This is a genomic window from Dyadobacter sp. BE31 (assembly GCF_031457695.1).
Taxonomy (GTDB): Bacteria; Bacteroidota; Bacteroidia; order Cytophagales; family Spirosomataceae; genus Dyadobacter.
Map to the genome: position 1 here is coordinate 1,301,642 of NZ_JAVDXA010000001.1, position 25,696 is coordinate 1,327,337.

The 25,696-nt window shown below is 50.1% G+C and carries 20 protein-coding genes; 8 read left to right on the forward strand and 12 right to left on the reverse strand.

Features of this window, described 5'->3' with window-relative positions; all coding sequences use genetic code 11:
* Positions 1-37: 37 nt before the first annotated feature.
* A complete protein-coding gene (locus J2Y43_RS05380; protein WP_309980903.1) occupies positions 38-1,057 on the reverse strand; it encodes a helix-turn-helix domain-containing protein in 1,020 nt (339 codons plus the stop codon).
* A gap of 217 nt (positions 1,058-1,274) precedes the next feature.
* On the opposite strand from J2Y43_RS05380, the gene J2Y43_RS05385 reads away from it, so the two are divergent.
* On the forward strand, positions 1,275-1,772 hold the full coding sequence (locus tag J2Y43_RS05385) for a DUF1579 domain-containing protein (RefSeq protein ID WP_309980902.1): 498 nt from the start codon (positions 1,275-1,277) through the stop codon (positions 1,770-1,772).
* Here J2Y43_RS05385 and J2Y43_RS05390 read toward each other — a convergent pair.
* The 5 genes from J2Y43_RS05390 to J2Y43_RS05410 form a co-directional block, all read right to left on the reverse strand.
* Entirely contained in the window at positions 1,769-2,878 is a 1,110-nt protein-coding gene (locus J2Y43_RS05390) for a PDDEXK nuclease domain-containing protein (protein ID WP_309980901.1), read from the reverse strand. The genes J2Y43_RS05385 and J2Y43_RS05390 overlap by 4 nt on opposite strands.
* Positions 2,879-3,073: 195 nt before the next feature.
* A complete protein-coding gene (locus tag J2Y43_RS05395; RefSeq protein WP_309980900.1) occupies positions 3,074-4,150 on the reverse strand; it encodes a sterol desaturase family protein in 1,077 nt (358 codons plus the stop codon).
* Positions 4,151-4,182: 32 nt separating this feature from the next.
* The gene (locus J2Y43_RS05400; RefSeq protein ID WP_262510530.1) at positions 4,183-4,305 is read right to left on the reverse strand and encodes a hypothetical protein; all 123 of its coding nucleotides are present in this window, start codon (positions 4,303-4,305) and stop codon (positions 4,183-4,185) included.
* A 499-nt stretch (positions 4,306-4,804) separates the two neighbouring features.
* On the reverse strand, positions 4,805-5,710 hold the full coding sequence (locus J2Y43_RS05405; RefSeq protein ID WP_309980899.1) for a hypothetical protein: 906 nt from the start codon (positions 5,708-5,710) through the stop codon (positions 4,805-4,807).
* A 40-nt stretch (positions 5,711-5,750) separates the two neighbouring features.
* Positions 5,751-6,176, reverse strand: coding sequence for a hypothetical protein (locus J2Y43_RS05410; RefSeq protein WP_309980898.1), 426 nt, complete (start codon positions 6,174-6,176; stop codon positions 5,751-5,753).
* A gap of 203 nt (positions 6,177-6,379) precedes the next feature.
* Here J2Y43_RS05410 and J2Y43_RS05415 point away from each other — a divergent pair, with 203 nt between their 5' ends.
* Together J2Y43_RS05415 and J2Y43_RS05420 are read left to right on the forward strand one after the other, a co-directional pair.
* Positions 6,380-8,311 carry a sensor histidine kinase gene (locus J2Y43_RS05415; protein ID WP_309980897.1) on the forward strand — a complete coding sequence of 644 codons (1,932 nt, stop codon included), beginning with the start codon at positions 6,380-6,382 and terminating at the stop codon, positions 8,309-8,311.
* 50 nt (positions 8,312-8,361) lie between these two features.
* Entirely contained in the window at positions 8,362-8,979 is a 618-nt protein-coding gene (locus J2Y43_RS05420; protein ID WP_223402207.1) for a response regulator transcription factor, read from the forward strand.
* A 57-nt stretch (positions 8,980-9,036) separates the two neighbouring features.
* Here the strand turns inward: J2Y43_RS05420 and J2Y43_RS05425 are convergent, their stop codons facing one another.
* The 6 genes from J2Y43_RS05425 to J2Y43_RS05450 form a co-directional block, all read right to left on the reverse strand.
* Positions 9,037-10,482: an arylsulfatase gene (locus tag J2Y43_RS05425; protein ID WP_309980896.1), complete on the reverse strand. Its 1,446-nt coding sequence runs from the start codon at positions 10,480-10,482 to the stop codon at positions 9,037-9,039.
* A 471-nt stretch (positions 10,483-10,953) separates the two neighbouring features.
* A complete protein-coding gene (locus J2Y43_RS05430; RefSeq protein WP_309980895.1) occupies positions 10,954-11,202 on the reverse strand; it encodes a hypothetical protein in 249 nt (82 codons plus the stop codon).
* 55 nt (positions 11,203-11,257) lie between these two features.
* Entirely contained in the window at positions 11,258-12,697 is a 1,440-nt protein-coding gene (locus J2Y43_RS05435) for a sulfatase (protein ID WP_409014388.1), read from the reverse strand.
* A gap of 151 nt (positions 12,698-12,848) precedes the next feature.
* Positions 12,849-14,444 (reverse strand): RagB/SusD family nutrient uptake outer membrane protein, encoded by a 1,596-nt coding sequence (locus J2Y43_RS05440; RefSeq protein WP_309980894.1) that lies wholly within the window; start codon positions 14,442-14,444, stop codon positions 12,849-12,851.
* Positions 14,445-14,457: 13 nt separating this feature from the next.
* Positions 14,458-17,556 (reverse strand): TonB-dependent receptor, encoded by a 3,099-nt coding sequence (locus J2Y43_RS05445; protein WP_309980893.1) that lies wholly within the window; start codon positions 17,554-17,556, stop codon positions 14,458-14,460.
* A 212-nt stretch (positions 17,557-17,768) separates the two neighbouring features.
* Positions 17,769-18,977 carry a sterol desaturase family protein gene (locus J2Y43_RS05450; RefSeq protein WP_309980892.1) on the reverse strand — a complete coding sequence of 403 codons (1,209 nt, stop codon included), beginning with the start codon at positions 18,975-18,977 and terminating at the stop codon, positions 17,769-17,771.
* A 185-nt stretch (positions 18,978-19,162) separates the two neighbouring features.
* On the opposite strand from J2Y43_RS05450, the gene J2Y43_RS05455 reads away from it, so the two are divergent.
* The 5 genes from J2Y43_RS05455 (at position 19,163) to J2Y43_RS05475 (ending at position 25,695) form a co-directional block, all read left to right on the forward strand.
* On the forward strand, positions 19,163-20,221 hold the full coding sequence (locus tag J2Y43_RS05455) for a LacI family DNA-binding transcriptional regulator (protein ID WP_309980891.1): 1,059 nt from the start codon (positions 19,163-19,165) through the stop codon (positions 20,219-20,221).
* Positions 20,222-20,545: 324 nt separating this feature from the next.
* Positions 20,546-21,565 carry a Gfo/Idh/MocA family oxidoreductase gene (locus J2Y43_RS05460; protein WP_310226399.1) on the forward strand — a complete coding sequence of 340 codons (1,020 nt, stop codon included), beginning with the start codon at positions 20,546-20,548 and terminating at the stop codon, positions 21,563-21,565.
* 31 nt (positions 21,566-21,596) lie between these two features.
* Positions 21,597-22,988 (forward strand): DegT/DnrJ/EryC1/StrS family aminotransferase, encoded by a 1,392-nt coding sequence (locus tag J2Y43_RS05465; protein WP_309980889.1) that lies wholly within the window; start codon positions 21,597-21,599, stop codon positions 22,986-22,988.
* Positions 22,985-24,352: a neutral/alkaline non-lysosomal ceramidase N-terminal domain-containing protein gene (locus tag J2Y43_RS05470; protein WP_309980888.1), complete on the forward strand. Its 1,368-nt coding sequence runs from the start codon at positions 22,985-22,987 to the stop codon at positions 24,350-24,352. The genes J2Y43_RS05465 and J2Y43_RS05470 overlap by 4 nt, the downstream gene beginning before the upstream one ends.
* Before the next feature lie 26 nt (positions 24,353-24,378).
* The gene (locus tag J2Y43_RS05475; RefSeq protein WP_309980887.1) at positions 24,379-25,695 is read left to right on the forward strand and encodes a hypothetical protein; all 1,317 of its coding nucleotides are present in this window, start codon (positions 24,379-24,381) and stop codon (positions 25,693-25,695) included.
* The last annotated feature ends 1 nt before the right edge of the window (position 25,696 follow it).

Sequence of the window (25,696 nt, forward strand, 5' to 3'; positions counted from 1 at the left end):
CCAAAAGCCCGGATCGTTAAGTCCGGGCTTTTGGTTTTTAATCGAGATAAGAAGCGCCGCTCATGCGCCGGTTCCAGCGCCCGCCGGTTTCCAGCCTGGCTATGTTAAACTTGTCGCGATACTCTTTCGGCGTCACGCCTGTACTTTTCTTGAACAGCTGCCGGAAAGATTTCAAATCATTATACCCCGAATTCAGCATGACTTCCAGCACGCTCTGGTCCGTTTGTGCAAGCAATTTCTTGGCTGCCTCGATACGCGTCCGCTGCAAATACTCAATGGGCGTCACACCGATTGCCTGTTTGAAGCGCCGCACGACATTTCTGCGGCTGGCTGGAATGTCCTGAATGAGTACTTCGATGGTGCTTCCCTCCTGGTATTCCTTCTCGATTTTTTGTTGCGCCATATTCACCAGTCCGTCGCCGTGATTTTGGGGCGGGGCAAACGTCCCGAAATAGGTCTGCTGCTCACGATCCATGTCGATGGCAAACATTTTGGCCGTTCGTAAAGTGAAATCTTTTCCGCAAAAGCGCTGTATCAAATACAACATCAAATGGAAGCTGCTTGTGGCGCCTCCGCTGGTAAAAATCCCCTTATCTTCCGTTACTACCGCATCGCTTTTCATGATGATATCCGGAAAATTGGAAGCCAATGCCTCCGCTGCGTCTATGTGTGTAGTGGCGTGCTTGCCATTCAGCAGGCCGCCGGCAGCAAGCAGGAACGCGCCCGTGCAAAAGCTGGCAAGTTCAGCGCCATTTTTATATTGCTCCCAAAGCCAGGGAATGCAGCATTGATTGCTCGTAATCGAAAGCTGGACGTCCCCCGAGCCGAATGCGGGCACAAGTATGAGGTCCTGCTTGGTAAATTCATTGATCGGTTTCATCGGGTAAGCCCCGTAAAACTTACCGGGTTCGGGATCCGGCGAAAACAGCGTAATATTGAAAAAGTGCGGTTGGCTGGCCCGCTCGTAGAAACTGTTGACCGACTCGAATACGTCGAGGATCGCTGCGACGCTCAATAAGCGGTGCCGGTTGGTAATTAATAGTCCTAGTTGTAACATGTTGTTGATGGTTTAATCTTTGACATTCAGGTCAAAGCGGGCACCAATATAGAAATTTTGTCCCAAAACCCCCTCTCAATTGGCATTTTAAGCAGTTGTTTTCCGTCTCATTTTTATCAAATTTTGAGTGATTATATTAACAATAATTTGCTGCAAAGACACGAATTTGCACCAACGCGCTCGGATACCTTTTGTGGCAAGCTAAATCTGAATCCTTATGAGCAAAAGTAAATTTGAAACATCACTGGAAGCTGGGGTGCATCGTCAACTGCAAGCGTTAACGGGCAACTGGCAGGGCACTACGAAAACCTGGTTCGAGCCCGACGTCCTCGCCGACGAATCCGAAATGAAAGGCACCATCAAAGCCATCCTCGGCGGCAGCTTCCTCCTGCACGAATACGAGGGCAGCCTCAACGGCAAACCATTCCAGGGCATTGCCGTTTATGGTTTCGACATTCCTAATAGCAACGCACAGGCATTCTGGATCGATAGTTTTCATATGGGTACGGGCATGATGCTCTCCAACGGCACTCCTACCGGGAATGGCTTTTCAGTCCTGGGACAATACAGCGTCCCAGAATACCCCGCCCCCTGGAACTGGCGCACCGTTGCCGAACTTACAGACCCCGATACCTTAATCATCACTGCTTACAATATCTCGCCGGAAGGCCAGGAAGACAAAGCTACCGAGACTGTCTACAAACGCATTGGTTAACATTGCATTTGCGCCAGTTCATGCTGAATAAAGTCCTGCAATTGTTCCTTACTGGGAAGATTCACGACATATTTACTTACAAACAGCTGCATATCGCTGTCCGCAACCGCATATTCAACCAGCGCCCGGTTCTGATCCGTTACCAGCAGTAGTCCCACTGGCGGGTTATCGTCCCGGGCCATTATTTCTTTCTTGTAGTAGTTAATGTAAGTTTTGAGCTGACCTATATGCTCATGCCTGACCTCATTGGTTTTCAGCTCGATTAAAACATGGCATTTCAAAATACGGTGGTAGAATACGAGATCGACAAAAAAGTATTCATCCCCGATGATGATCCGCTTCTGCTTGGCTTCAAAGCAAAAACCATGGCCCAATTCGATCAGGAACGCTTCCAGGTTATCAACAAGGGCTTGTTCCAGATCGTTTTCGTAGACTACATTCTTGGCTTTCAAACCAAGGAACTCGAAAGTGAAGGGGGATTTGATAATATCGGTGACGCAGGGGCGCTCTGCGTGCTCCTCCACACTCCGAGCCAACGCTTCCGGATCGAGGCTAATACCTGAACGTTCGTAATAAAGGGTATTGATTTGCCTTTTCAGTTCGGCTACGCTCCAATTAGTTTTGATGCATTGTCGTTCGTAGAATGCCCGCTTTTCGGGTTCGCGCAAGGGGAGCAATAAAGTAAGGTGTGAGAATGACAGGCGAGAAAGCAGCATTTCCGGATCAATAAAATTGAAGCTTCTGCTTTCAACGTCACCGTTAATGGCTTTAATTCTCACGGGTAATAGGTTCCATTCCGCCATTCCAAGGCTTCCCAATTGTGCAGACAGCGTCTGCACAATTTGAGGATAGGTTAGATAGAATTGCCTGAACAATTTTAAATTTCTACCGCTGAGGCCGGCGATGTTCAATGCATCGGCCAGATCGTCGACCAACCGCTGCCCGTACTTAGCGCGGTCTTCCCCATTTTGCTCAAACTCCACGATGTGAAAGCCTATTAACCAATTGCGAATCGTCAAGTACCGGTTAATGGCTTTTGAGGCACTTTGTTGGAGGGTGAAGTTGGTTTCTTGAATCGTCGACACCAAAGAATTGAAATTCGTCATATTGATGAAGTTTTAAGATGGGAAAAGGCGAATATCTGTTTGTTCAAACCCGCCGCTCAAATCCGATTCTCCAATGGTATGACTTTATTATCCTAAGGCTGACGACTCTACTAATAGGGAAAATAAACCTTTCAATTCGAAGATTAATACACAAAAAAGATGACCACCGGTCTAGCCAATGGTCATCTTGGAATTTTAAGCGACTGCGACATTCGTGGTATCAGGTTGAAGCGTAATAGGCTCCGGCGTATCCGGCACGGCGTCGCCCACTACCGGACCGTTGTGCGATAGCTCGCTACCCTCTTTTTTGGACTTCAAAATGGGCCACAGAAACTGGGCATACCATTCTTCTTCCTGGTAATGCTTGATCCCGTACGACGACGGGTACTTGCGGGTAATGATGCCGGTCCCGAAGATGATATCCCAGAGGAAGAACATATTACCGAAGTTGCCTTTGTAATAGCCTATCCCATCGTCGGTCGTGTCGGCGTGGTGTGCATGGTGTGTGGCCGGAGTGGAAATCAGCCTTTCCAATACCCAGCCGATCGGTTTCAGCCATTTGATTTCGTAGAAAGGTTTGTCCCAGGGAATGCTCGAATGCGCGCCGGTAGTGATAAACGATTTGATCACTTTCACAAACAAGGCCGCATAGCCCAGGCCCAGGTAAGTAAGTGCAATGGTAAGGTAGGTTTGTGAGAAAAACAACGTGTAAATCACATTCTGCCTGCTCGCCATAGCCATTCCCATGTAATTGGCGGAGTGGTGCGTGCGGTGAAAACGCCAAAGCCAGGGCACCTGGTGATGCAAGCGGTGGTACCAGTATTGCGTGAGGTCATCCGCCACAGCGATAATCAGGAATGCCCACCAGAAGGGAACCCATTCGAAAGCATTTTTCGCGTCGGGCAAGACCAGCGGCAGGAATTTCAATCCGAAATAGGCAACAAATGGCCGGATAATGAGCTTGGGAACTACAAAGCAGACAATATCCAGAATCCTTTCATTCTTGGTCCATTTGTTTTCATACAAGCCGGCCGCAAACTCGATCGCACCCAGCACGAGCACGATCACCGGCAATCCCCAGCTGCTCAGGTTTTTGAATACCGCCTCGATGAATGCGGGGGCTTTGAAAGGAAACTCGTTACTGCCCTCCCAAGGCCGATAGCCGAATACCTGGAAGCTGGCAAACATCAAAACGATAGGCGCGAGGTACAGCACCACGCTGATCAGGCCGTCGCGGGTAATCTTCCGGGCCAATGCATTATCCACTTTCATGCGTGATTAAATTTTTATGGTGAAATGAGCGATCAGATAAAGAATTTCCACGCCAGCCAAATGCCTCCGGCGATCAGTACAAAAGGAATTAATGTGAGCAGTATGCCGACGGCGATCTTCCTCGCGAGCAGCACCACGTCTGAGAATGTGAACATATAACAAGTAGTGTAGTAGTACCGGTTTAGTATAAACGCAGCAAATAATATGGACCGGAAATACCCCGGGACAGCACAGCCGGCAACTGAAATCGCCAACCACCGAAAATTTCAGATGATCAGCCATGACTGTCAGGCGGGATATTTCCGATAAATGTCAGGGATGGATCGCCGTTTCAACAACAGCAATGGGAATGAAAACAAAGCATGAAGGTGCCCCTCCTACCTACCCTCAATGGGGCCTTACAAAGTAAATTAACCGCGCTCATATCTAAGATGCCTGGATTAATACTCAGCTCAGGGTGGTTCAGGAGCTTTGCTTTTTAATAGTATACTTATTTGATAGACAAAGTAAGTTTAATGTTTTTTAAAATGCAATAGCTTCGCCTAATTTTCTTGAAAATAAAAAAATCCGTGGCGACAGTAACGCGCTGCCGGCCACGGATCAGACAGAAAAGGAGCCAATAGCACCTCTCTGTACATCCTTATATAAACCAATTTATTTCAACTCTGCAAGCCACTGCTGCGCAAATGCACGGGCAGTGTTTGTCGGCGTCGAGCCCATCCGGTAGCAGAACTTCCACACATCGCTTTTCCCCTCGTAGGCCGCATTCACAAACTTTTTCCGACCGTTCATTTCTTTCGTCTGCGCTGCGAAATCCACGGCTTTGCTCTGGTTCAGGAAGTCGGTGAGCCGTGCAGTGAGTACCTTTTTCGGGTCTTTCAGCTTCTCGTACTCATCGGCATTGCTTTTCGCGTTGCGCGCCAGCGTCTGCTCCGACTGCCTGATCTCGTCTGCCGCCAGGTACTCGGCATATTGCTTTTTAAATTCCTCCATATTGGTTTTCAAAAGCGGTTTGATCTTCTTGAAGAACGCAGCATTACGCTTCCCGTCCTCGATCTGCTTCTTGAAATCCGCCCGTTGATCGGCCGGAATGCTGCTGAGCATGCTTTCCATACCCACGAAAGTCTCCGCAGACTGGATCTGAATATCCACCACCGGCTCCATATCCTTCGCCTGCAACCCTTGTACGCCTTTCAAACGGTTCGCCCTGATTTCCGCTTTGCGCTGCTCGCTCACGGTCGTTTCCAGTTTCGGGTACTTTTTCGCGATCGCGTCGGTGTATCGTTTCTGAAAATCCTCTGAATTGAAATAGGTCTTCACAAAAGTACCGGCTTTCTTAATGGCCGTCGCCTGCGCTTCGGGTGCCAGCGAGCGGCACGCCGACTTCACGGAACTCCCTAAATACGGCACACTTACCGAAGGGGCCTGCAAAACGTTCCAGAGGCGATTCTGAATATCCTTCTGACTAATTCCATATTCTTCGAACTCATCGCTGAAAGTGAAGTTCAGGAACGCAATGCAAAACGCATAGAGGAAAAAGGGGATGATTTTATTTTTCATGGCTGTAATTGTAATCAAGGGTATTCTGTGTTGGTAATGCTTATTGCTTTGTCGCGATCATCTCAACCTCCTGGCCTTCGAACACCACGAAAATATTCAGTTTATCATCTTTCAGGTTCCCTACTTTCTCGGTGTTTTCGTAAATATCGATGCCTGTGCTGCCGGCATTTTTCAGGTTCAAAGTTCCGAGATCCTCATCCGGTTCGCGGTCACCGTCAAGGGTCACTTTCATTTTTCCCGTCACAACTTCCGCGGAGAATTTATCGAGCTGGATTGTGATGCTCGCCTTGGCAACTTCAAGCGGATAGTCATCGCCATCCACTGTCAACTTGGTCACTTTATAAGTCCCTGCCACTTTTGTGCTTAATTCCGGGGATACGTCTTTATCCTTGTCTTCACAAGCGAACATCAATGTGCTAAGCAACAACAGAGCGAAAATGTTTTTCAGGAATGCAATTTTTTTCATGGCTGTATTTGATTTGAAAATGGATAATGGATGAGATAATTTTTGCCTTTCGACATGACAAAGGTAGCCTGTCCGGAAGCCGCAGATCAATCCTATAAAAGCATGATTTTTCGAAAATCATATGTTTATAGGATATTATTAAAAGGTTTTATTTCAGACTTTTGCCACCGTAATTTTCCCATCCATTCTACTCTCCGGGTCCGATGAAATTATATTTACGAACACTTTTTATAGTCTTTTTATGCATCCCTGCGCTTGCTCAGAGCCCCGATCCGAAGGCGATTCTGAAACGCATTCAGACCAGCAAGCAGGATACCAACCGCGTGCTCGCGTATATTGAGTACGGGCAATATCTCGAAAACCAGAACCTCGACAGCGCCGCTAAATATTACCTGAAAGCGGATGCTCTCAGCGAACAGTTGAACTACGATATCGGCCGGTTTAAATTCCGTTCAAACTATACCTATATTCTCAATTTGCAGGGAAAATTCGAGGAAGGGTTGAAATTGAACCGTGAGAGCCTTGAAATAGCCAAAAGGATGAAGCACCAGGTGAATATCGGCAAGAGCTATGCCAATATTGCTGCCAGTTACACTTACATGGGCAATTTCACCGAAGCGATCAAATACTACCAGCAATCGGCCAGTCAGTTTGATAAGTTGGGGATGAAGGAGTTTCTGCCCCGGCTTTATATCAGTATCGGTACAGCTTTCGAGCATGCCAATCTTTTCAATAAGTCGGTGGTTTACAAGCAAAAAGCATTACAGCTTGCCCGGCCGATGAAGGACAGCTTGCAACTGACCGATATCCTGACCAATATCGGCGGTTGTTATTTCAATCTCAAAAAATACGATGAGGCGCTCGCCCATTTCAAAGAAGGGCTGGTAGTGGCTGAAAAAATTCATTCGGACATTTTCATCACGCAAGCCTATGCAGGACTTTGCCGCACCAACCGGCTGCTCAAAAACCTGGATGAGGCTTGGATCTACGGCCAGAAAGGACTTGACCTTGCACGGAAATCGGGTAATGTGTTTCTGGAACTCGACTGCCTGAGAGCGCTGATGTTCCTCGCTGAGGATGCCAAAAAAATCGATCTGTCGGCCAAATACACCAAGGAAGCACTCACCATCGCGGAGGCCAACAATATGACCGACCATTTGGTGGAGCTTTACGAAGATTACGCAACCGACCTTGCCCGCCAGAACAACTACAAAGGCGCTTACGACTACCTGATGAAATACTCGATCCTGAACGACTCCATTCAGGGAATCGATATTCAAAAACAATTACAGGAGCTTGACACGAAATACCTGACGGCCCAGAAGGAGAACCAGATCGTTACGCTCGAAAAAGAGAAGCAAACGCGTAACACGCTGATTTACGGCCTTGTCGCCGGGCTTGTCGGATTGCTCATAATCGCAATATTGGTTTACAGGAACATTGCATTCCGCAGACGCGTGGCCGAGCAGGAAGTGCTGCAATTGCAGCAGGAAAAACAATTGGTAGCCACCAATTCTATTTTGAAAGGACAGGAAGAAGAACGCACCCGCGTAGCCCGCGACCTGCACGACGGTCTGGGCGGACTATTATCAGGCATCAAACTAACTCTGAACTCAGTGAAAGGAAATGTAATCCTGCCCGAAGAAAGCGCCATGACGTTTACCAGGGCCCTAACCCAATTGGACGGCGCAATCAGCGAAATGCGCCGCGTAGCCCACAGTATGATGCCCGAATCGCTTGTACGGTTCGGATTAATCGACGCGCTGAGCGACTTTTGCGAGGGCATCAGCGCCTCGGGCAGATTGAAAGTACACATGCAGGCCTTCGGTTTCGACGACAAGCGCCTCGACTCCCAAGTGGAGGTTGTTCTTTACCGGATCATCCAGGAGTTGCTCAACAACGTGCTCAAATACGCCGACGCCAGTGAAGCGCAGGTGCAGCTTACCTGGGTCGAAAACCATGTGAGCGTAACTGTGGAAGACAATGGCAAAGGTTTTGACATTAAAAACCTCGAACAGAACAAAGGTGCCGGGCTTCGCAACGTACAGGCCCGCGTGGATTACCTGAACGGCACGCTCGACATCCAGTCGAAACCCGGCGAAGGCACATCGGTACTGGTTGAAATTGTGCTTTAATGACTGATAGCAATGCCAGAAATGGCTTTAACCTAAAATAAAAAGAAATTATGAGTGTCAGAATCCTCATCGTGGACGATCACCCGCTGGTATTGGAAGGATTGAAATCACTGCTTGCCGACGTGGAAGAAGTGCAGGTTGTCGGAACGGCGACCAACGCCATTGATGCCATCGCATTCCTGAAAAGCAACGAAGTCGACATTGCATTTCTCGATATCAACCTGCCGGACATCAGCGGCATCGACCTTTGCAAAAAGGTAAAAGACCAATTTCCGGAGGTAAAAACACTTGCGTTGAGCACATTCAACGAGCGCGCCTATGTGTCGCGTATGATCCAGAACGGCGCATCGGGGTATCTGATCAAAAGCTCGGGGAAGGAAGATATCCTCGAAGCCATCGCGCAAGTGCAGGCAGGGGGCTATTTTATGAATGTCCAATTCGACCAGGTAACCCCGGCCACAGCGCCTAAAACAGTACCGTTTCTCACCAGGCGCGAAAAAGAAGTGCTGGTACTGATTGCCGAAGGACTCACCAACCCACAAATCGCAGAGCAGCTGTTTATTAGCGTTACCACTGTGAACAGTCATCGGCAGAACCTGCTGATCAAATTCGAAGTATCGAACACCGCTTCACTGATCAAGCTGGCCGCGGGATTGGGGTTGATTTGAAAAGCCTTTCAGAACAAAGAAGCCCTGATCATTGGCATATGGTCAGGGCTTCTTTGCTTAGTTAGTCGCCAAACTCCCGAACGGGAAAATGGCTGACGATACGTGCGCCCGGTTCATGATCTGGCCGAGCTCCTTGGCTTTTTCGGGGAATTGCGGGGTCAGGTTGGTTTTTTCCTGCGGGTCTTTTGAAAGATCGTAGAGCTCTACCAGCGCATCGGGATTACCAGCCGCTTTCAACCTGACGGCCTTCCAATTGCCCTGCCGCACCGCCTGCCGGCCACCTTGCTCATGAAATTCCCAATACAGGTAATCATGTTTTTTCTGGGTAGGCTTGCCTCTCAATGCATCGGTAAATGAAATGCCGTCGATGTTACGGGGTGCGGAAGCATTTGCCAACTCGGCGAAGGTGGGCAGTACATCCCAGAATGCACCGATGTAATCGCTTTTCGAGCCCGGCTTGATAACCGCCGGCCAGCGGGCTGCAAACGGCTCGCGGATACCACCTTCATACAGATCCCGTTTCACACCCCGGAAACCCGCACTGCTGTTAAAGAAGTTCGGATCAGCACCACCTTCTACATGTGGTCCATTATCACTTGTGAAAATGATCAGCGTGTTCTTGTCGAGACCTTTTTCCTTCAATTTGTTCACAACCTGCCCGACGTACAAATCGAGACGCGCCACCATTGCCGCAAAGGTAGCATGGGGGAATTCCTGTGACGCATATCCGCCATCTGTCGCGCCAGGGCCATAATCAGCCCCTCTGTACGGCTTTTCTTCAAACTTACCCTTGTAATATCTGAACAGGCTATCATCCGGCACCATCAACTCGGCATGTGGAAGAATATAAGGTAAAAACAAGAAGAAAGGCTGCTTGCCATCTTGCGCATCTACAAAGCTGAGCGCCTTTTTCTGGATCAGGTCGGGAGCGTAATCTTTGTTGTTGATCAGTCCTTTGTTTCCTTCCAAAAGTATTTTCTTGCTGTTATCCCAAAGATGCTCCGGATAATAACGGTGCGCCAGGCTTTGGCAATTGTACCCGTAAAAACGGTCGAAACCTTGCTTGTTCGGATCGCCTTCCGAGCCGACGGGCCCTAAGCCCCATTTCCCGAAGGCCGCCGTCACATATCCCGACTTTTTTAGAACTTCTGCAATTGTAACAACAGAGTCGGCAATCGGTTGCTGCCCTTCCGGTTCGACGCTTTTGTTCCCCCGGATATACGTATGCCCCGTGTGCTGGCCTGTCAGGAGCGACGACCGCGAGGGTGCGCATACAGAGGTCCCCGCATAAAACTGGTTAAAGATCATTCCCTCCCTTGCGAGGCGATCGATATTGGGTGTCTTAATGAGCTTTTGTCCATTGAAACCTACATCACCATAGCCGAGGTCGTCGGCCAGGATGAATACGATATTAGGGCGCGCCGGTTTTGGCGCCTGGGCTTGGGAATGGTGGCAAAAGAACGATGTAGCAAGGAGGGAAACCAGAAAACAATACTTTTTCATTGTGGAGTAGATTAATACACTTCAGAAAGACATTGCAACCCTTGGATTACTTGAATTCAACGTGGGCGACGCCTTTAAAATTGGGGAGAACAGCGTGTTTCGGCAGTGGTAACCAGATTTGTAAATTGCGGTGTATCTTTGTTCCCGATACCCTACGACAGCCCGGACGACTGGCATGAATTGACAACCACCGAAAATTCCGGCAAGTCGAGCCTGGACTGTCTCTTAGGGTATCGGAAAGCAGATACGTTCTGAATATTGCGAAGCGGGAGCCTGATATAATCTACTTGTTTGATAGACAAAGTAAGGATAATTCATTCAAACAACCAAATGCACTTAAAAGAATTTGTGTTTTTTTGACGGTTAATCTTTATCTATTTGAGCAATTTCACCGGGTAGCTGTCGAATTTACAATCATCTGTGAGCAGCCAGAAGTCAACCATAGAAGAATATGGGTATCAAGTAGTATTCTCATTCAAGCGCATTAAAATCTGTTAGTTCATCCGTAAAATTATTGGGAACGCGAGATATAATGCTTTTGCCTGAGCCTCTTTTCAATTTAAGTTTTGATGCGTTGGAGGATTCCTGAAACGATCGATGTACCCATTCCGGTTTATCCCTAAATTCCTTACCGTGCAAGGCTTCCAATTGCCTTTTAAGCAATTCGTTTTCCTCTTTCAGAGCATCGAAATCCTTTTGAGAAATGGCAGGAGTACCCATGATTTGAATTTACATGTTAAGTAAATTTAAGACAAGTACTCCTGAAATCCAATCCTTATTTTTTAACGGTACGTCCTATCTCCCGAACGTTTTTACCCGTCTTTTGCTGCAAGTCGTCCCCCATATCGTCACGCGCCGCGTCGGCGATTTTTTCGAGTTCGGCTACGATTTCCGGGTTTTGTTCCAGCACATCGTAGCGCTCGCTTGGGTCGCGTGCAAGATTGTAGAGCGCTTTCGGGAACTGATGATCCTCCGGCGCAGGACCCGGCTGACCGTTTTTGCCTGGCAATGAACCTTCATAGGTACGTCCCGGGTGGGCGAAAACAAGTTTCCAATCGCCTTTGCGAACGGCTTCGAGGTTGTTTTTACGATAATAATAGAGGAAACTTTCACGCGGCGTCTGACTTTCGTCGCCTTTGAGCAACGCGGTGAAATCGTATCCGTCTATTTTCTCCTTCGGCAACTTCGCGCCGGTCAGTTTGGCGATGGTAGGCAGAACATCGAGCGTCGAAAGGAGTTTGTTGGAAACCCTTCCTGCGGGAATTACGCCCGGCCAGCGCATAATGCATGGCTCGCGTTGGCCGCCTTCGAAAGAGGTTCCTTTGCCTTCGCGGAAGCCCCCCGCAGAACCGGCATGGTCACCGTAGTTAAGCCACGGACCATTGTCGCTAGTGAAAATTACGAGGGTATTGTTATCCAATCCCTGCGCTTTGAGCTCCTTCATGATCTCTCCTACCGACCAGTCAAGCTCCATCATCACATCCCCAAAAATACCTCGTTGACTTTTACCCCGGAACTTTGCCGAAGCAGCCAAAGGTACGTGCGGAAGCGGGTGCGGCACATACAGGAAGAAAGGCTTGTTTTTGTTTCTTTTAATAAATGAGATTGCCTTTTCGGTAATCACCGGCGTCAGTTCGCTGGCGTCTTCGAGGCTCTTGATCTCCTTCACCGGCTTGTTTCCCTCTATCCAGTGCAGCGGCGGGTACTTGGCTCGCTCCTGCCACGGGTGCAGCGGCCACATGTCGTGCGAATAGGGCACGCCATAATATTCATCGAAGCCCTGCTGCAAAGGCAAAAACTCCTGATCGCTGCCCAGGTGCCATTTGCCGAAAATACCCGTCGCATAGCCCTGCGCCTTTACGAGTTCGGCAATAGTCTCTTCTTTGGGATTGAGGCCCACACCAGCATTGGGTCCGAATGCTCCTGAAATACCCAGGCGGTTGGGATAACAACCAGTAAGCAGAGCGGCACGGGAAGCACTGCACACAGCCTGAGCGGCCATGAAGTTGGTGAAACGCGTCCCTTCTGTGGCCATTTTGTCGAGGTTGGGCGTTTTATAGCCCAATGCGCCATTCACGGACAAGTCGCCGTAACCGAGATCGTCGATGAAAAAGAGAACGATGTTGGGTGTTTTTGCTGCCGGTTTTTCGGATTGAAAGGCCATCAGCAGGCATAAGCCCATTGATACCAGCAGCAGAGAAAGTACTCTAAGCATGTTTTTAAGGTGGTTTTAGGTAAAACTGGCGCCAGGCTCTTGCCTGGTGCTTACTATTTGCAGGCCTCTGGCCGGAATTGCGTCCGCCAGCCTGAGGCTGGATAATAGTAGGCACCAAGCAGGAGCTTGGTGCCATATCGCCCAAAATTAACTACCAGTTCGGATTTTGTTTTAGATTCGGATTCAAATCACGCTCTTTTTGCGGCATGGGCCAGAGGTAATGCCTGCCCGCATCGAAAACGCGATCGGAGGATGCGGCTTGCACCGTAACCAGTTTACCCGTAGCATCCGGATAAGTGATGCCGAACACCGGCCCGTTCATCACCTGCTCACCAATTTTCCAGCGGCGGATATCATACAACCGCTGCCCTTCAAATGCCAACTCCACGGTCCGCTCGCGGCGCACGATGTCCCGCAATGCGGCTTGCGTGGTAGCCGTTACCGAAGGCTGTTTCACATCCGTACGGCCATTTCTAACCTGGTTAATGGCCGCCAGTACGGTTGCGTCGGTTTGCCCCAATTCGATCTTTGCCTCCGCGTAAGTCAGCAATACTTCGGCGTAGCGCAGCAGGATAATGTTGATACCACTGTTGGTCGGGTTGGCGAAATCTTCGGTATTGATATACTTTTTAATGTTAAAACCAGTCGTAGAGGCAATGTAAGTACTTCCGATCGCGTCCGCGGTGGTGCTCGTCGGCCGGGGCTGGAAGGTAATGCCGCTCGGCAACGCGTCGCCTTCAAGAAAGACCGAGAATTTCAGACGCGGATCACGATTGGCATAAGGCTTAGCCGGATCATACCCGCTCGAAGGATCGGTGATTTTCTTGCCTTCGAGTGTTTCATAGGTATCCACCAAAGCCTTTGTCGGTACATAGGTACTCTGCGCATTCTTCTGGCTGTATGGCGCGAGCAGGTTGAAGACATTGTTTTGATACACATCTTTCAAATACTGTTTATCCAGAAGCACTTCCTTGTTATTCTCCGCGGCATAGCTGTATAGCTTTTCATAGGAATCATACAAACCATACACCCCGAGCTTGATCACCTGGTCAGCGGCATCGGCGGCTTTCTGGTAACGCCCTGCGTACAGGTCCGCACGTGCGAGCAAGCCCAATGCAGCACCTTTGGTAAACCGGCCTTTGTCGGCGGCGCCATAGGTCGTCGGCAAAAGCGCCGCAGCTTCGGTCAGTTCTTTCTCTACAAAATTCCAGATTTCCTCCACCGGCGTGTTCACCAATGTCCTGCCCTCATCGATACTGATCGAAGACGTCACCAGCGGCACCGGACCGAACAAACCTGCCAGTTTCAGATAATGGTAGGCACGCAATGCCTTCGCTTCGCCTTTCAGCTGGTTAATCAATGCGGCATTGGTACTCGGCACTTTATCGACATTTTCGAGGAAATAATTCACGCCGCGAATGCCTCGGTAGGCCCGTTTCCATTCGTCGTAAATCACCGAACTCGTCGCATCGTAACTCCCCGCCTCGATGTAAGCGGCCACGTTGAAGCTCTGGTTGGTATGCGCCAGATCGGTAATACCGTCCCAGGTTACGGCCGTAGTGCTGTCCAGATCGGTGTAGAGTGAGTTAACGGCCAGTTTAGCGTCGTTTTCGGTTTTCCAGAATAAATCTTCGGAAAGGCGGTCATTAGGAACGGTTTCCAGCAGGCCGGAGTCGCAGGAAGCAAGTCCAAGCGTGAGCACAGCGATACCTGCGTAAATGGTATGTTTGAATGTATTTGTTTTCATAAAATCAATGCGGTCAGAATGAGAGGTTCAACCCAAATGTGTACAAGGCTGTTTGCGGGAAATACACCGCACGGCCGGAGGGAACTTCGGGGTCGAGGTTCCATTCATTCAGTTTCGAGAATGTGAGCAAATTGGTAGCCGATGTGTACACGCGGATGCGGCTCACACGCAGTTTGCTCACGATTTCGGCCGGAATGTTGTAGGCCAGCTGCACGTTTTTCAGGCGTAAGTACGAGCCATCGATTACCAGACGGTCGGAAGTAGCCACATTGCGGAGATCGAACTTCGTTGGGCGCGGGAAGCGGGCGCCGGGGTTTTCGGGTGTCCAGTAATTGTTGGTGTAAATCTCGTGGGTGAACCCTTCCTGGTTCCCCATTTCGGCCAATGCACCCGCGAGGCGCGCATCCACCTTCGCCGCGCCCTGGAAGAGAATACTCAGGTCGAAACCCTTGTACGAGAAGTCGCCATTCAAGCCGAAGGTGTATTTCGGGAACGAGTTACCAATCGCCGTCATATCATCGGCATTGATCTTCTTATCCCCGTTACGATCGACGTATTTCACGTCGCCGGGCTTGGTGTTGGCCGCATAAGTGGCCTTGTACTCGGTAATTTCCTGCTGGGTCTGGAACAAACCGTCGGTCTGGTAACCCCACAGCGTGTTGATCGGCAACCCTTTGGCAATGATATAGCGGGGGTCGATATCCGAACCTGTAATATACGGGCCGGTACCTTTCAGATCCACGACTTTGTTTTCATTAATACTCAAATTCCCGCCGAGCGTGTAACGGAAGCCGGAAGTACTCGCAGCGCCACGGTAATTCAGACTAAACTCCCAACCCTTGTTTTCAACGGATCCTGCATTCTGCGGCGGCGCTTTCAGACCGATCGTCGCGGGAATATCGAGGTTCAGGAGAATATCGTCGGTAAGCTTGCGGTAATAATCTGCGGTGAATGTCAACCGTTTATTCAGGAACGTCGCGTCGATACCCAGGTCAAGTTGGGTGGTCGATTCCCAGCCGAGATTGGTGTTAGCCAATGTTGTAGGGCGGTAGCCTTGCACGGGCGTGCCTCCGAAGCTGTAACCCAGGGCGGTCAATGCGGAGTAGTAGCTGTACAAGTCCACCGACTGGTTTCCGGTAATCCCCCACGAGCCACGGAGTTTCAGGTCATTGACCGTCTTTTCCAATCCCTGCCAGAAGTTCTCCTTCGAAATGCGCCACCCCGCAGAGAAAGAAGGGAAAAAGCTGTATTGCTTGGGACCTGTGAATTTGGAAGAACCGTCATAACGGCCATTCGCTTCAAAAAGGTATTTCTCTTTATAATCGTAATTCACACGACCGAAATACGAACGCAGGCCATATTCGGCATCATTACCGGAATTGCTTTTGGTACCATCGTTCGCACCTTGCCCGATAGACCCAATATCATTATTATAGAACCGCTCGCGGTAGGCCGACAGGAAAGTCTGCGTATTCCCGATTTGCGAGTAACCCACCAATGCTTTCAAACCATGGCTACCAAAGCTCTTTTCATAAGTCAGCAAATTGTTGATCGTGTATTCACGTAATGTATTGCGGACTTCGGTTAGCGAGTTGATCGCCACTGTTTTTGTGATATTCGTGTTCTTATCGGTATTGGTGTAGGCGTTGGTGTAGTTCTTCTGATTCGTGAATGTGCCCCGGCCCGCGATTTGCGTGGAAAACGTCAGCCCCTCGGCAATGTCAAATTCCGCCTTGACATAACCCGCCAGGTAATCGGTCACCTGCCGCGACTGTCCGCCGATTTCATTGAACATCAAAGGATTGTTACCCTGCGTACTCAATCCGTACGTGCCATCCGGATATTTGGGTACCGCCCACAATGTACCGTGGAAGAAGTTGTTCAAAGGTTGCGGAGGATTTGGACCGGAATTGTTCAGCGTCGGGTTCAATGCGCGGGCGTAACGGTAGTTGATATCACCGCTCACGCGTAAACGTTTCGAAACCGTGTAGTCGGTATTGAGGCGGAACTCGCCTATTTTATTGGAATAACCTGCAATGACACCTTGCTGGTCCTGGAAACGGGCGCTCAAACGCGTCCGGATCACTTCCGTGCCACCCGCTACCGAAATGGTGTGGTTCTGCTGCGGCGCAGAACGGAGCATGGTTTCAAACCAGGTGTTGGGCATCGGGTACTTCTCGCGGTCGGTCGCGTGCACGTATGCCTGAATGGACTCCTCCGTAAAACGCGCCGGAACCGCCAGGCCTGCATTCGTGTACGCAGCTACCTGCTCGCGCATGTATGCCTCGATTCCCATCATTTTAGGCACATTATTCGACTTCTGAATGGCGTAGTAACCGTTATAATCCACTTGCACTTTGCCTCCTTTGGCACGTTTGGTGGTAACAAGGATAACGCCGTTCGTCGCGCGGGAACCGTAAATGGCGGTTGAGGAAGCATCTTTCAAAACCGAAACCGACTCGATATCGTCCGGGTTAATGTCGCTCAGGCGCTGCTCAATACCATCCACGATCACGAGCGCATCGTTTTTACCTAAATCATACCCGCTCGTGCTGCTTCCGTTGATATTAAATGTAGTGATACCCCGAACGCGGATGTTGGTATTCGACTTACCCGGCGAACCGCCCTGGTCCAGCACTGTTACGCCGGGCATAAGCCCTTGCATCGACTGCTGGATATTCGATACCGGCCGTTTGGTAATGGCTTCGCCGCTGATCTGCGACACGGAGTTGGTCATACTGTTGCGCTTTTGCGTACCATAGCCGACCACCACCACTTCTTCCAGCTGCTTTGTATCCGCAGCCAGTTTAATATCGATCGTGGCCCGGCCATTCACAGTCACTTCCTGGGTAACGTACCCGATTCCGGAAAAAACAAGGGTACCATTCGACGGTGCGTTGATCTCAAACTTGCCATCCGCGTCGGTTGACGTGCCGGTAAGCGTATTTTTTATCACAATATTGACGCCCGGCAGCGAACCGTTATCGGCAGCGGACGTGACGGTGCCTTTCACAATAATGTTCTGGGCGGCGGCGCTGAGGCCGAAGAGCAGCAAGGCCACGAGTAGCCGGCCTCTGCTCAGGAGAGAGTTTCTGGATAGATTTTGGAACATAGTAATTAGTAAAATGGCGCCGGGGTGCGACTGCCAAGGTTGGTGGTTGGTAATGGGTTCAGAATAAACTATAAATCCTATTAAACATATAGGCAAAGTAAAATACAGAATCAGCAACAAGCAACCTGAGTTTACTTATTATGCCCAAATCGGGCATTTTTCAAGGATTACTGCCACTTCTTATGTAAAAAATACAAGCCAATCGATTTTACTCATCGCCCGTAGATTGTTTGCAGGTATTGTTTTTGGAGTGTCGAAAAGTACAGCACGCCTCCGATGAGTACGGCCCAGATCAGGAACAGCAGCGTGGGGTGCGGGAAGTAATGGTAGGCCGTTACAAAAATCAATGCACCGCGTGCGAACTCGAGATAGAATACCCAACGGCGCTGTTCGAGGATGGCGCCGCAGTTGATGAGCGTTACAAATATCACCAGCGCGACCATTACTTGCAGGAATGTTTCTTCCTGATGCTCGAAAAGGAGCAGGAAGAACAGCGTGATGACCGTCACCGTAAATTGCACCAGCACATACCGCCTGAACTTCTGCGAGCGCACACGCACTTTGTTTTTGGACAAAAACCGTCTTTCCACGATCCGCCGCACGGCCGGATCGAAATTTTCGGGACTGCCGAAAATAACTTTCAGTTTCGCCAGAATGCCCTTTTGCTGCTGCGCCGAGTACCAGATCTCCACCAGGAAATGGAAATGCTGCCAGAGGAAGCTGTAACTATCGAGCTGCTTGGTGAGACCGAAAACGGGCTGCTCCTTTTCCTCGGCGAAGGTGCCGAAAAGCTTGTCCCAGATGATGAACATATCCCCGAAATTCTTGTCGAGGTATGCCTCATTGCTCGCGTGGTGCACGCGGTGGTGCGAGGGCGTTACCAATATGTATTCGAGAATGCCGAGCTTGCCGATCACCTGCGTGTGCGTGAAAAACGGATAGAGGCCGTGCACAATGAGCATCGTCGTGATCATCGGAGCCGGGAAGCCGATCAACGGCAGCACCGACCAAAAGGCCGTCCTGACGACCGCCTGGAAAATGGTAATGCGCGTTCCGGCCGTATAATTGAACTCTTCGCTTGTATGATGCACCACATGAAATCCCCAGAAGAGGTTGATCTTATGGCCCGCGCGGTGATACCAGTACCATACAAAATCGGTCGCCAGTATCAATGCGATCCAGACCAACAAGGTGGGGCGGATCTCGAACAGCCCGTAATTTTTTTGGAGGTAATCGTAAAAAAAGAAGAACGACCCGGCCGTAAACATGTCGATGAGCCGCTCCAAAACACCCACATTCATATTAGCAATAGAGCTGTTGAAATTGAACAATTGCCGCCCCAGGCGCTTAGAAACCCAGTATTCGATACCGATCAGCAAGAGGAACAATGGGACGGCCAATGCCATGTAATTCAGCGCCATAACCGATTCTTTTACTATATTTAATTGATAGATTATATATACAAATATTGAATGCGCGATTGTATTTGCCAAAAATTTGAGGGAAAACCATTAAATAAAATCTAAAACCCTTTTATTCGTGGTTTTACAACGCAGGTACGTGAGCCTGCGGGACTAACCACTGATACCAAACCTCCCTTTTCCGGATGGAAAAAGAAAATACCTACTACGGCGTGAAGGAAATCGCCCGCCGTGCCAACGTCTCCATCGCGACGGTCGATCGCGTATTGCACAACCGCTCGGGCGTTTCGGAAAAGACCAAGAAGAAGATCAACGACATTATCAAGGAGCTCGACTACCAGCCGAATATCCTCGCCAGCCGCCTCGCTTCGAAGAAAATCATTTCGCTGGCCGTGCTCATTCCGAGCGTTTCGAAGGAAACCGATTTCTGGGAAGCACCCATGAAAGGCATTTCCCGCGCCGATTCGGAGATCAAAAAATATGGTGTACAAGTAAGTACTTTCTATTTCGACCTCAATGATCCCACGACATTTAATGAGCAGGCCGCGGCCATTCTGGATGGTCATTTCAAAGGCGTATTGCTGGCCCCCTCGTTCATTGAGGAATCCCGGAAATTCGTCCGTGCGTGCCGGGAGAAAAAAATACCGTTCGTGTTTATCGACTCCGACGTGCCCGACGAGGATAACCTTTGCTACATCGGCCCGCATTTGTTTCAGAGTGGTTATGTAGGCGCAAAACTGTCGACTTACCGACTGAAAGAGAAGCACAAAGTGGCTGTGGTGAACATTTCCAAGGAGACCGACAGCTACAATTACCTGCAAATCGAGGAGGGTTTCCGCAGCTATTTCAAGGACCGTAACCTGCCGATCGAGATTATCCGGATCGATATCAAAGATACGGACAGCCTGTCGGTCACCCGCGACCTTACGCGCGCATTACACACACACGAGGACATCGAAGCTATTTTCGTGACCAACTCGCGCGTTTTTTCCGTTGCGGCATTCCTGGAAAAGAATAAGCGTTCCGACATTTCGCTCATTGGTTATGACTATTTGAAAGAGAACATCGCCTACCTGAACAAGGAGCTCATCGACTTCCTGATCTGCCATAAGCCCGAAGAGCAGGGTTACCGCGGGCTCATGGCGCTCTACCAGACGCTCGTCCTGGGCGCTCCGGTAGAAAAGACGCATTTCATGCCGATCGATATTGTGACGAAGGAAAACCAGGCGTTTTATCAGAACTAATGGCGCGAAGGTGGACCTTCGCGCCAACTATTCGCAGGCCTCCGGCCGGCCGGTACCGAAAAAACGATATTGCATCTCCGACCGGCCGGAGGCCTGCGAATAGTTGGTACAAATCATGAGATTTGCACGAGCGCGCAAGCGCGCATCAAATATTGCCATGACACCAAAAGGCAACATTTAATCACCAGAATCAACATCTGCACAAAATTTCCTGTAAACAATAACCGCGAATACTTGTAAATTAAAATATGTGTGTATATTTACGGGTACGTACCCGAAATCAAAAACGGGCTGGCTATTCCTGAACTCTTTTCCCTTTGTTTTATGCATTCGCTTAACAGACGAAAGTTTATTTTTCAATCGGCAACTGCCGGTATTGGTCTGGGCTTAATGAATCATTTGCCTGCATTGGCGCGGCCCGCATTGACTAGCCCGGCGGACGGTAAACGGGTCGGGATTATCGGGCTCGACACCTCGCATGCCATAGCATTTGCGAAAGCACTAAATGCCGAACAGCAAGACCCCGTTTACGACGGTTATAAGGTGGTGGCCGCCTACCCTTACGGCAGCAAGGACATCGAATCGAGCGTGAAACGCATTCCCGGTTATATTGAGGAAGTGAAGAAAATGGGCGTGGAGATCGTCGGTTCGATCAAGGAGTTACTGGGTAAAACCGACGTAATTTTGCTGGAAACCAACGACGGCCGCCTGCATTTGGAACAGGCACTGGAAGTTTTCAAGGCAGGTAAGCGGATGTTCATCGACAAGCCTGTCGCCGCTTCGCTTTCGGATACATTGAAAATCTACGAGGCTTCTAAAAAATACAATGTCCCCATTTTCACAGCATCCTCGCTGCGTTACATTAAGGGCATTGAGAGTATTGATAAAAAGAAGGTCCTCGGCGCAGATACGTATAGCCCGGCCGTTCTCGAAAAAACACACCCGGATTTCTTCTGGTACGGCATCCACGGTGTGGAGACGCTTTACACGGTCATGGGAACGGGCTGCAAGAGCGTAACCCGCGTGAATACGCCTAATACGGACATCGTAGTGGGCATTTGGGGCGATGGCCGCACGGGCACGTTCCGTGGCACCCGCACCGGCAAGCACGATTACGGCGGCACTGTTTTCACCGAAGACGGCAACAAAGTTTTAGGTCCATACGGCGGTTATGAACCACTTTTAGTCGATATTATCAAGTATTTCAAAACCGGTGAGGTACCGGTTACGCCCGAGGAAACCATTGAAATATTCGCTTTCATGGAAGCAGCCGATGAAAGCAAGCGCCAGGGCGGCAGGAGCGTAACGCTGGAAAGTGTGCTCGCCAAAGCCAGGAAGAAATAAGCCTCAAAATCAACCCTTAATCCATTGTACCATGAAAGCATTCAGCTCCCGATTGTCGCGAAGAACGTTTCTTAAACAGAATTCACTGGCGGGGCTGGGTGTGGCCCTTGCATCCTCATCGGTAGCCGCGCTGCCGGTGATCGGCTCCAAGTCGGCGCAGGTGCCGGCGATATTAGGTGGGCCCCAGGCCTGGGCCGAGGACAAATGGCCGATATGGCCGCAATGGAACCCGGCGACGGACGAAAAACAGCTGCTGGAAGTGGTAAGGAGCGGGGTTTGGTCGAGGGCGAATGTGGTCACACAGTTTGAAAAGGAATGGGCGGCAGCTCTGAATGTCAAAAGAAGTCTTGCGGTGGTCAACGGCACCAATGCACTCGTGATCGCCATCAACCAGCTGGGTATCGGGGCGGGTGACGAAGTTTTGGTGCCACCCTACACGTTTATCGCGTCGGTTTCCTCGATTTTGTCCAATGGCGCAATGCCGGTTTTCGTGGATATCGATGCAGAAACGTTTCAGATCGATCCTGCGAAAATCGAGGCTAAAATCACACCTCGGACCAAAGCTATCATGGCCGTACACGTGCTGGGTTTGCCTGTGGACATGGACCGCATTATGGCCATTGCCAAAAAGCATAAGCTGCTGGTGATCGAGGATGCATGCCAGGCGCATTTGGCTGAATATGATAAAAAGAAGGTAGGCACGATTGGCAATGTCGGCTGTTTCAGCTTTCAAAACTCAAAAAACCTGCCAATTGGTGAAGGAGGAGCTATTGTGAGCAACGACGAGCATTTTATGGACTTGTGCTATTCGTATCACAATTTTGGGAACCCATATGGAACGGCTGTCGGCTCGGTGAGTACCGGCAGCGTAATGCCGGGTACCAAGCTGCGGTTTTCGGAATACCAGGCGGCCATCGGCATCGCGCAACTGAAACGCCTGGATGCACAAACGACCACGCGTAATGAGAATGCAGCCTATCTGAAATCATTGATTAAGGATATCCCGGGCATTGTTCCCTACAAATTATACGACAAGGTCAACCGCGGCGCTTTCCATTTGTTTGCGTTCAGGTACCATAAGGACGGATTCAAAGGGCTTTCCCGCGAGAACTTTATCAAAGCCGTGAAGGCGGAAGGCGTGCCCTGCATGAGCGGCTATTCGACTTTGAATACACAGCCGTTCTTGGGTGAAACCTTTAAATCGGAGAACTACCGGAGGATGTATCCGAAGGAAATGCTGGACATTAACCAATACAACGAGCAGAACAGATGCCCGGTGAACGATCAAATCTGTAATGAGGAGGCCGTTTGGCTTACCCAAAACATGCTCCTCGGCACAAAGGACGATATGAAGGCGATTGCCGCGGCCATTGAAAAAGTGCATCATAACGTCGATAAGATCAAAACACTCGGACAGAAATGAGGATAGCCATTGCCTTGTCTTTACTGCTTTTAACCTACCTCCCCACCCGCGCGCAGGGATGGAGAGCGGGCGTGGCCAAAGTAGCGATTACCCCGGCGGAGCCCATGTGGATGGCGGGCTTCGCGGCACGTACGCACGCGTCGGAGGGCAAGCTGCACGATATTTGGGCAAAAGCATTGGCTATTCAGGATGCCAATGGCAAGCAGGCGGTGCTTATCACTACGGATCTGCTGGGTTTTCCCAAAGCGATGTCCGACGAGATCCGGGCGAAAATCAACGACCGCTATAAACTGACCAAAGCACAGATTATCCTCAACAGTTCACACACGCATTCCGGGCCCGTGCTCGGGGCTGCACTCTCGGATATTTATCCAATTAATGAAAGTGAGCAGAAGAAGATTGATCAATACTCGGTCAAGCTCATCGAGCAAATTGTAGCGCTGACCGGCGATGCATTGAAAGCACTACAACCAGCGACGATCGAAACCAGAAACGGCGTGACGCGCTTCCAGGTGAACCGCCGGAATAACGACGCGGCGACCTTGGAAAGACTAACGGAAATCACCGGCCCCGGCGACGCAGCCGTACCTGTGCTGAAAGTTTCGGATGCCAAAGGTAAAATCATCGCCATTGCATTCGGTTATGCCTGCCATCCTACGGTTTTGGACGGCTACCAATGGTCGGGCGACTACCCCGGCTGGGCGCAGATTGAATTGGAAAAACTGTATCCGGGCGCCACCGCATTGTTTTTTCAGGGTGCAGGAGCGGACCAGAATCCATTGCCCCGGCACACCGTTCCGCTGGCCATTCAGTACGGCAAAACGCTCGCAGCGGCTGTGGAGCGGGTTTTGAGTGAAGAAATGAAGCCATTGGCACCGCAGCTTTCGACAGCCTATAATGAGGTAACCCTCTCATTAACCACCGCTCCTACCCGTGAGCAACTGTCGGCTATGGCCGAAAAAACAACCGGTTACCAGCAGAAATGGGCGAAAAGAATGATCGCACAGATCGACGGGAAAAAGCCGTTCCAGACCTCCTACCCTTTTCCATTGCAGGTATGGAAGCTCGGCGAACAGGCCATTATGACCCTCGGTGGCGAACTGATGGTGGATTATGCGATTAATTTGAAGAAGATATTCGGCCAGGATACGTTCGTGATGGGCTACTCCAATGACGTGATGACCTACATTCCGAGCACGACCATCCTGCGCGAGGGTGGGTATGAGGGCGAAGTAGCCGCTATTGTGTACGGCCTGCCCGCTACCTGGGCATCGGACGTGGAGATTGAAATATTGAACGGAATGGTGCAACTGGCGAAGCAAGCCGGCGTCGTCAAACCGGAGTCGAAGGTTATTAAAAATTAGTGTTTACCCAAAGTGTACCTCTACCCGTGAACAGTATCGATTATTCCATAGCCTTCGAGCCACTGACCGACCCGAAACCATTGATCGCCAAACATTACTATTCCGGCTTCTCGCGTGCGCATGACACGTACAACGCGCTCTCGGCCGCGAGCGATGGGAAGATTTACTACCTGCTGTCTTCGGATAACCATGAAATAGGCGGGCAGATGTTTGTCTACGATCCGGCCAGCGATGCCACCACGTTTCTCGGCGACCTCACCGACATTTGTGGTGAAAAGGATTTGAAAGCTATCCCGCAAGGCAAAAGTCATGTGCGTTTTTATGAAAGAAATGGAAAACTCTATTTTTCGACACACGTAGGCTACTACCAGCTCATCGACGGCATGGACCGCCTTCCCGAGCAGGCACCTGAGGGTTATGCATTATATCCGGGCGGCCATTTCCTTTCCTATGACCTTCAAACAGGCGCATTCAAAGACCTCGCCATTGTTCCGAACGGCGAGGGAATGGTATCCATGACCATGGACCGCGACCGCGGGCATTTGTATGGCATCACCTGGCCTTATGGCAATTTTGTCCATTATGATATTGAAAATAATACCCTGAAAAACCTCGGCCCCATTTCACACAAAGGCGAAGCGGGTACGCCGGGGACTGATTTCCGTTCATTATGCAGGTCGTTGTTCGTCGACGCGGAGCTGGGTGACGTGTATTTCTCCACCGCCGATGGCGATATTTTTACTTACAACCCTGAAACCCAAATCCTGCACAAACTCGAAAACGTAGACCTCCGCCTGGATTATTTCGGCAAATACGATCCGACTCGCCCCGGCAGCATGTGCTACAACTGGCGGAAGATCTTCTGGCATCCCAAAGAGCAGGTGGCTTACGGCGTGCACGGCAATTCGGGTTACCTCTTCCGTTTTGATCCTCGGGCGGAAAAAATTGAACTCGTTGAGCGCATTACTTCCGAACCTTCACGCAAAAGCGGCATGTTCGATCAGTTCAGCTATGGTTACCTCGGTTTTCAGCTCGGCCCGGATGGTGAAACGATCTATTACCTCACCGGCGGGCCGATTTATCAGGACGGCAAACGCGTAAAAGGCGAGGACCAAATCGCCAAAGGCGCAGCGCGCGGGCTGGAAAATTTGCATTTAATTACCTATCATTTGCCCACCGATACATATAAAGACCACGGGGCGATCTTTTATGAAGACGGCGAGCGGCCTACTTATGTGAACTCCATTGCCGTTGGTGCGGATGGCACTGTTTATACACTCGCAAGATTCGAGCATGAGGGCAAGATTATCCAGGACCTTGTCAGGATACCAAGCCCGTTTTAAT